This window comes from Gulosibacter sp. 10 (assembly GCF_900163695.1).
GTDB lineage: Bacteria > Actinomycetota > Actinomycetes > Actinomycetales > Microbacteriaceae > Gulosibacter.
Genome location: NZ_FUIC01000003.1, coordinates 152679 through 160750 on the forward strand (window position 1 = coordinate 152679; position 8072 = coordinate 160750).

The following is an 8072-nucleotide window of genomic DNA, read 5'->3' on the forward strand; positions in this document are numbered from 1 at the left end:
GGGCCCCTCGGGACCCGGCCTTCGCCGTCTTCGGCGCCGCGGCGCGACTAGCAGCCGAAGGTGAGGTGGTACTCGTAGGGGTGCGGGCGCTCGGCGAGCGGCAGCACCTCGGTCTCGCGCTTGTAGTCGATCCACGTGCTGATGAGCTCCTCGTCGAACACGTTGCCCTTGAGCAGGTACTCGTGGTCCTCCTCGAGCGCGCGCAGCGCGTCGCTCAGGCTCGTGGGGAGCTGCGGGATGTTCTTGGCCTCCTCCGGCGGGAGCTCGTAGAGGTCCTTGTCGATCGGCTCGAGGGGCTCGATGCGGTTCTGGATGCCGTCGAGGCCGGCCATGAGGAGCGCCGCGAACGCGAGGTAGGGGTTCGCGGAGGCGTCCGGCGCGCGGAACTCGATGCGCTTGGCCTTCGGGCTGGAGCCGGTGATGGGGATGCGGATCGCCGCCGACCGGTTGCCGGCCGAGTAGACGAGGTTGATCGGTGCCTCGTAGCCCTTCACCAGACGGTGGTAGGAGTTCGCGCTGGGGTTCGTGAACGCTGCGAGCGAGCTGCCGTGCGCCAGGATGCCGCCGATGTACCAGCGGGCGGTGTCGGAGAGCGAGGCGTAGCCCGCCTCGTCGTAGAACAGCGGCGAGCCGTCCTTCCAGAGCGACTGGTGGGTGTGCATGCCCGAGCCGTTCTCCGCGTGCAGGGGCTTGGGCATGAAGGTGGCGACCTTGCCCCAGTCGTGGGCGACGCCCTTGATGAGGTACTTGAACTTGAGGATGTCGTCGGCCGAGTGCACGAGCGTGTTGAAGCGGTAGTTGATCTCGGCCTGGCCGGCGGAGCCCACCTCGTGGTGCGCGCGCTCGAGCTCGAAGCCGCTCTCGATGAGCGTGGTGCTCATCGCGTCGCGCAGGTCGGCCTGCTTGTCCACCGGCGGGACGGGGAAGTAGCCGCCCTTGAGCGGGGTCTTGTTGCCGAGGTTGCCGCCCTCCTCCTGGCGGCCCGTGTTCCAGGGGCCCTCCTCGGAGTCCACGAAGTACGACGTGTGGTTGGGCTCGAGGTTGTAGCGCACGTCGTCGAACACGTAGAACTCGGCCTCGGGGGCGAAGATCGCGGTGTCGGCGATGCCGGTCGAGGCGAGGTACTTCTCGGCCTTCTTCGCGACCTGGCGCGGGTCGCGGTGGTAGATCTCGCCGTTGCGCGGGTTGTAGATGTCGCACAGGATCACGAGCGTGGGCTCAGCGCGGAAGGGGTCCACGTACGCCGTCGTCGGGTCCGGGATGAGCTGCAGGTCGGACTCGTTGATCGAGGCGAAGCCGCTGATCGAGGAGCCGTCGAAGAGCTGCCCGTCGCTGAAGAAGTCGTCGTCCACCGCCGACGCCGGGATGTTGAAGTGCTGCTGCACGCCGGGCAGATCCGTGAAGCGGATGTCGACGAACGCGATGCCCTTCTCTTTGATGAACGAGATGAGTTCGGTGGGCTCGGTGAACATGTGGGAGGTCCTCCTCGGTTGTTGTGTTCGAGCGCTTTGGCCCTACGTCTCGGCCCCGCTTGTAAACCAACCGGGTCACGATGTAACTGACAGTTTACGCACACTCTCGTGCCAAAGGGAATCGACGCGCTGATTCGCGCCGATCGCTCCCGATAGACTGAGGCAATGCCTCCGAGCCAAGACCCCTCCAATGTACCCTCCAGCGGCTTTCCCGGCGAACGGCTCGGGCTTCCCGAGGAGGGCATCGGCTCGGTGGCGGGGTTCGGCAGGCGGATCGCCGCCCTCGTCGTCGATTGGGGGCTCGCGATGCTCATCGGCTGGCTGCTGTTCGACTACCACCCCGTCGCGGTGTCGGCCTCCTTCCTCGTGCTGACGGCGATCGGCATCTGGCTCATCGGGGGCTCGATCGGCCACACGATCCTCGGCATGCGCGTCAACACGCTCGACGGCCGTGCCCCGGGGCCGTGGCGGCCCTGGGTGCGACAGCTGCTGCTGGCGGCGGTGATCCCCGCCCTCGTGATGGACGAGGACCAGCGCGGGATGCACGAGCTGCTCTCCGGCACGGTGCTGCGCCGCTTCCGATAGGCCCGACCCGATAGAGGGCGAGGGCCGGGAGCGCGAAGGCGAGCGGCCCGGAGACGAAGAACGGGCGGAGCCCCGGAGGGGCTCCGCCCGTTTCGCATCCGCCGGTTCCGGGCGGGGAGGGTCAGCGCATCTGCGAGCGCGAGGACCGGATCCGGTTGGGATCGATGCCCTTGGGGATCGGCATCTGATCGCGCTTGAGCGAGGCCAGGCGCGTGTCGACCGCGAGGATCTCGTCCTTGCGGAGCTGCTTGGGCAGCTTCTTCATCGCGCTCTTGAGCTCGGTGAGCTTGATGCCGCCCTCGCCCACGAGGACGTGATGCACCGGCACGGTGGGCACCAGGCGCTGGGTCTTCTTGCGCTCGTCGTTGAGGAGGCGCTTGCTGGCCGCGCTGTTCGACTCGGTGATGAGGACGACGCCCGGCTTGCCGATGGCGCGGAAGACGAGGTCCTGGGTCTTCGGGTTGAAGGCGACGGGCATGTCGCTCGTGCGCCACTTGCCCCGCAGCGCGGAGGTGATCACCGCGCCGACCGCACCCTGGCGGCCTTCGAGCTGGTCGAAGGCGACCTTCTCCGCGCGCCGGTTGAGCATCAGCATCGCCAGGAGGACGCCGAAGAGGATGCCCAGCACGATGGACAGGATCCACATGAGCCAGTTGCCCGGGTACAGGAAGATGGACAGCACGATCGCGAGCACGATGGGCAGCACGAAGACGGCCGCGATCATGACCACGCCCGCCTTGTCGTACTTCGCGGTCATCTTGAAGACGTCAACGAGCTGCCGGAAGCGACCGGGCTCCTTCGTCGTCGGTTCGGAGGATTTCGCCATAGTGCCCATAGCTTACCCGTCCTGAGTTGTGCACAGGTACGGGCCGGGGCGAAGTTATCAACAGCAGCCGGCGCCCCGGTGGTCGCGCGACGGGGGCTGCGGCACGATACGCGCATGAGCAACGAACGGAATCAGCGGCGCAGATCACGGGGGAGGGCCTCGAGCGGGGGAGCCGCGGGCCCTTCCGCGGGCGATGTCATCGCGGGCTGGCGGCTCGTGCGGGCGCTGCCGGCGTGCGGGGAATCGCGACGGGAGTTCGTCGCCGTCTGCGAACTGCCCTCGGCCGCGACGGCCGCGAGCAGCGGGCACTGGCGGGGATACGACGAGGAAGGGGCCTCCGTCCTCCGACGCAGGAGGGCGGTGGTCGCCGCGGGCGAGCGGGAGGGGGCCGCTCTCGTCGGGGAGTGCGCGCTGCTCGACGCGATCGGCTCGGAGTTCGTGGAGCTCGCCGAGGAGACGCTCGAGGAGGAGGGCGTGCGCATCGCGGTCTTCCCGCTGCGGCCCCGCACCTCGTGGTCCTCCCTGGTGGCGCGGGGCGCGACGCTGGCGCCGGGCGCCGCGGTGACGCTGCTGGTGCCGCTCGCCGAGACGCTCCAGCTCGCCCACTCGCACGGCTTCGCCCACGGTGCGCTCGGCCTCGGATCCTGCTTCGTGGACGGCGACGGCCGCCCCTGGGTGGACGGCTGGGGGAGCGCGGCACGGCTGGACGACCTGCCGGCGATGAAGGCCGATCTCGCGATCGGCGCCGATCTCCGCGCGCTCGGACGCGTCTCGGACGCCGTGCTGGCGCGCTGCGAGGCTCCGTCCTCCGGCGAGCTGCGGCAGCTGGTCGACGCGCTGCAGGAGGGTGTGACGCCGTCGGATGCGGCCGCACGGCTGGTCGATTCGCTCTTCCGGTGGGCCGAGCCCGGGCCCGTGCCGCTCGAGGAGCCGGGCGCGCAGGAGGCGCCTGCGCAGGCCGCCCCCGTGCTGCGGGGCCTCCTCGGCCCGGGTCCCGCGCGGGCGGATGGTGCGGCGGCGGAGGCCGAGCACGAGACCCTGCTCGATGCGCCGGTCCGGGTCCGCGGGCGCGGCGTTCGGGCTCGCGTGCCGCGGACGGCGGAGCTGCGGGAGCGGCTCGCGATGGCGAGCGCGAAGGTCCGGCCTGCGCTGTGGCTCGCACTCGTCGCTACCGGCGGCGCGATCGCCCTCGGAGGCGCGGCGACCATGACGGGCGGCGGTCAGGTCGAGGCCTCCAAGGGCGGCGCGGACACGGTCGTCACGGCCGGCCCCTCGCCCACGGCCGGGGAGGGGGACTCGACCGATGCCGGGCCGACCGGCGCTCCGGGCGGGGAGCGGGAGACGATCGCGGCGGCGGAGCTGGACCCGCTCGAGGCGATCTCGGAGCTCGCGTCGGCGCGCAACGGCTGCCTCGACCGCACCGACCCGGAGTGCCTCGCGACCGTCTACGCGGCCGGCGCTTCCGGGCTCGAGGGCGAGCTCCATCTCGTGGAATCGCTGATCGCCTCGGGCGACGCGGCCGATCCCTGGCTGCTGCCGGAGACGGGCTGGACGGTGGCAGCCGAGCTGGGCGACGTCCAGCTGCTGCGCGCCGACGGCGAGGAGAGCTTCGGCGCGTCGATCGAGCGGACGCCCGAGGGGTGGCGGTTCCGCGAGCTCTGGCTGCCCGATCGATAGCGGGAGGGGGCGTCCGGACCGCTCGGATCGCGCTCCCGCGAACTTTTCCTCTGCAAATGCAGATTTATTGCGCGAAACGATATACGATTCACGGGAGTGCAACGGACTGCGCGGCCCTTCGGTTCCATCCGACAGGGGGCTCGGTGCGGAGCAGTTCCCGACGTCATCGTTGAACATCGTTCGGTTCTTCCACGGCATCGACGCCGTGCGGAGCGCGGAATCAAGGAGGATCATCCACATGCATCACATGCAGTTCCACCACCACGGCTACGTGTCCGGCGAGCCGCGCATCCAGGAGGCGGCGGGCATCGGCCTGAACCGGCCCGAGGAGCTCCCGGCCCAGATGGACGTCCTCATCGTCGGCACGGGACCGGCGGGCATGGTGGCGGCTGCGCAGCTGGCGCAGTACCCCGATGTGCACACGCGCATCATCGAGCGCCGGCCGGGCCGGCTCGTGCTGGGCCAGGCGGACGGCATCCAGGCGCGCTCGGTCGAGACCTTCCAGTGCTTCGGGTTCGCCGAGCGGATCATCAACGAGGCGTACCGCATCACCGAGACGGCCTTCTGGAATCCCGACCCGGAGCATCCCGGGCACATCGTCCGGACGGGCCGCACGAGCGACGACGCGCACGGCATCAGCGAGTTCCCGCACCTCATCGTGAATCAGGCGCGCGTGCTCGACTACTTCGCGGAGTTCGCCCGCCGGAGCCCCGCCCGGACCGTCCCGGACTACGGCTACGAGTTCGTGACGCTCGAGGTGCAGCAGGACGAGGAGTATCCGGTGCTCGTGACGCTCCGCCGCACCGAGGGCGAGGCCGAGGGCGAGGAGTTCACCGTCCGAGCGAAGTACGTCTTCGGCGGCGACGGCGCGGCGAGCCGCGTGCGCAAGGCGATCGGCCGCAGGCTCGAGGGCGACTCCGCGAACCACGCGTGGGGCGTCATGGATGTGCTCTCGGAGACCGACTTCCCCGATATCCGGACGAAGTGCATCATCCACTCCGATGCGGGCAGCATCCTCCACATCCCGCGCGAGGGCGGGTTCCTCACGCGCATCTACGTCGACCTCGGCGAGGTTCCGGAGGGCGGCAGCAAGGCGATCCGCGCGACGCCCTTCGAGGACGTCGTGAAGAAGCTCAACGAGATCATCCACCCTTACACCCTCGAGGTGAAGGACGTGCCGTGGCACAGCATCTACGAGGTGGGGCACCGCGTCACCGACAAGTTCGACGACGTGCCGGTCGAGGAGACCGGCAGCCGCATCCCGCGGGTGTTCATCGGCGGCGACGCCTGCCACACCCACAGCGCCAAGGCGGGGCAGGGCATGAACGTGTCGATGCAGGACGGCTGGAACATCGCCTGGAAGCTCGGCCAGGTGCTCTCCGGCCGCGCAGCCGAGTCGCTGCTCGACACCTACTCCGCCGAGCGCCAGAGCGTGGCCGTCGACCTCATCAACTTCGACAAGGAGTGGTCGACGCTCATGGCGACGAAGACGGAGCAGTTCTCGAAGCCCCATGAGATCGAGGAGTTCTACGTGAAGACCGCCGAGTTCCCGGCTGGCTTCATGACCGAGTACTCGGAGGGGCAGCTGACGGGCGGGACGGAGCACCAGGCGCTGGCCTCGGGCTATCCGATCGGCAAGCGCTTCAAGGCCGCTCCGGTCATCCGCCGGTGCGACGCCCTGCCGACGCAGCTCGGGCATCAGGCGTTCGCCGACGGCAGGTACCGCATCTACGTCTTCGCCGACCGCGAGGCGCCGGGCGCCGATTCCCGCACCGAGCGCCTCGCCGAATGGCTCGGCAGCTCGCCGGAGTCGCCCATCCTCAAGTTCACGCCCGAGGGCGAGGACTTCGGTGCGCGCTTCGAGGTGGACGTCGTCTACCAGCAGCGCTACACCGAATTCGAGTTCACGGACGCCCACCCGACGTTCCGTCCGAAGACCGGCGAATTCGGCGTGCGCGACTACTACCGGGTCTACTCGGCGGGCACGATCACCGACATCAACTTCCCGGAGCGCGCCGGCGAGGAGCCGGACATCTTCGACCTGCGCGGGATCAGCCGGGACGGCGCGATCGTGATCGTCCGCCCCGACCAGTACGTCGCGAACATCCTGCCCCTGGATGCTCGCGAGGAGCTCACCGAGTTCTTCGGACGCTCGATGCTGCCGCAGCGGTAGTTCGCGCGCCGGCGGATCGTGCCCGGGCCCCGGACGGGGGCCCGGGCACGATCGTCTCCGCGGGTGTGCAGGCGCGAAGACGTCGCGATCACCCGCGGCGCCGAATGCCTCGTCTCCGCGGACGTGCAGGAGTCGTGCACATGGCATGCCGGGTGCTCCGGCCCGACCTCCGGCCCGCAATCGACGGCCTTTCCGGCGGGGATCCAGGCCGGAGGGGCCGTCGAGGCGTGTCGGCGCCGGGCGACGCAAGAGGGGCGCGGATCCTGCGATCCGCGCCCCTGCGTGCTCTCGACGTACCGGCTAGATGCCGAGGTCGCCCTCGAACGCGCCCTCCTCGAGGCGCTGCTTGACCTGGCTCAGGTAGCGAGCCGCGTCGGCGCCGTCGATGATGCGGTGGTCGTAGCTCAGCGCGAGGTAGACCATCGAGCGGATCGCCACGGTCTCCTGGCCGTCCGCGGTCTTCACCACGGCGGGCCGCTTCGCGACGATGCCGGTGCCGAGGATCGCCGACTGCGGCAGGAACACCAGCGGGGTGTCGAACAGCGCACCGCGCGAACCGGTGTTCGTCACGGTGAACGTGCCGCCCGCCAGGTCGTCCGGCTTGAGCTTGTTGTCGCGCGAGCGCGTCGCCAGCTCGTCGATGTTCTTCGCGAGCTCGGCCAGGGACTGCCCGGCGGCGTTCTTGACCACCGGGGTGAGCAGGCCGCGCTCGGTGTCGACCGCCATCGAGACGTTCTCGACGTCGGGGTAGACGATGGAGTCGTCCTCGACGTGCGCGTTGATGATCGGGTACGTCTGCAGCGCCTCGACCGCGGCGAGGGTGAAGAAGGGCAGGAAGGAGAGCTTCGAACCGGTCTTCTCGAGGAACTCCTGCTTCTTCGCCTGGCGCAGGTTCGCGATCTTCGTCACGTCCACCTCGACGATGGTCGTGAGCTGCGCCGTCTGGTTCATCGACTCGACGGCGCGCGTGGAGACGACCTTGCGCAGGCGGGACATCTTCTGCGTCGTGCCGCGCAGGTCCGAGACCTCGAAGGGCGTCGGACCGGCGGCCGCGGCGGGTGCCGAGGCGCTCGGCGCGGCCGATGCCGCCGACTTCGCGGCCTCGAGCACGTCCTCCTTGCGGATGCGGCCGCCGACGCCGGTGCCCGTGATCCGGGTGAGGTCGACGCCGTGCTCCGATGCGAGCTTGCGCACGATCGGGGTCACGTAGCGCGGGTCGCTCTTCGTGGTGGGACGCTGCGGGGGCTTCGGCGCCGAGGGCGCCTTGGGTGCCGGCGCGGCCGCTGCAGGAGCTCCTCGTCCAGGAGGACGAGACCGTCGAGGTCGGCGCAGTCCTCGC

At 69.9% G+C, this 8072-nt stretch carries 6 protein-coding genes; 3 read left to right on the plus strand and 3 right to left on the minus strand.

All coding sequences use genetic code 11. The features are described from left to right. Positions 1-47 precede the first annotated feature (47 nt). Positions 48-1472 (minus strand): type I glutamate--ammonia ligase, encoded by a 1425-nt coding sequence (gene glnA / locus FM112_RS01170; RefSeq protein WP_087002389.1) that lies wholly within the window; start codon positions 1470-1472, stop codon positions 48-50. 165 nt (positions 1473-1637) lie between these two features. Here glnA and FM112_RS01175 point away from each other — a divergent pair, with 165 nt between their 5' ends. Beyond that, positions 1638-2057, plus strand: coding sequence for a hypothetical protein (locus FM112_RS01175; RefSeq protein ID WP_087002391.1), 420 nt, complete (start codon positions 1638-1640; stop codon positions 2055-2057). 121 nt (positions 2058-2178) lie between these two features. Here the strand turns inward: FM112_RS01175 and FM112_RS01180 are convergent, their stop codons facing one another. Continuing rightward, a complete protein-coding gene (locus FM112_RS01180; protein ID WP_176386613.1) occupies positions 2179-2883 on the minus strand; it encodes a DUF4191 domain-containing protein in 705 nt (234 codons plus the stop codon). Between the two features lie 114 nt (positions 2884-2997). On the opposite strand from FM112_RS01180, the gene FM112_RS01185 reads away from it, so the two are divergent. Next, positions 2998-4560: a hypothetical protein gene (locus FM112_RS01185; protein ID WP_140400526.1), complete on the plus strand. Its 1563-nt coding sequence runs from the start codon at positions 2998-3000 to the stop codon at positions 4558-4560. Positions 4561-4807: 247 nt separating this feature from the next. Continuing rightward, positions 4808-6733, plus strand: coding sequence for an FAD-binding monooxygenase (locus tag FM112_RS01190; RefSeq protein WP_087002423.1), 1926 nt, complete (start codon positions 4808-4810; stop codon positions 6731-6733). Positions 6734-7033: 300 nt separating this feature from the next. On the opposite strand, the gene sucB is transcribed toward FM112_RS01190, so the two are convergent. Continuing rightward, on the minus strand, positions 7034-8072 hold a 1039-nt coding region (gene sucB / locus FM112_RS01195; protein ID WP_087002425.1), incomplete at its 5' end, for a 2-oxoglutarate dehydrogenase, E2 component, dihydrolipoamide succinyltransferase.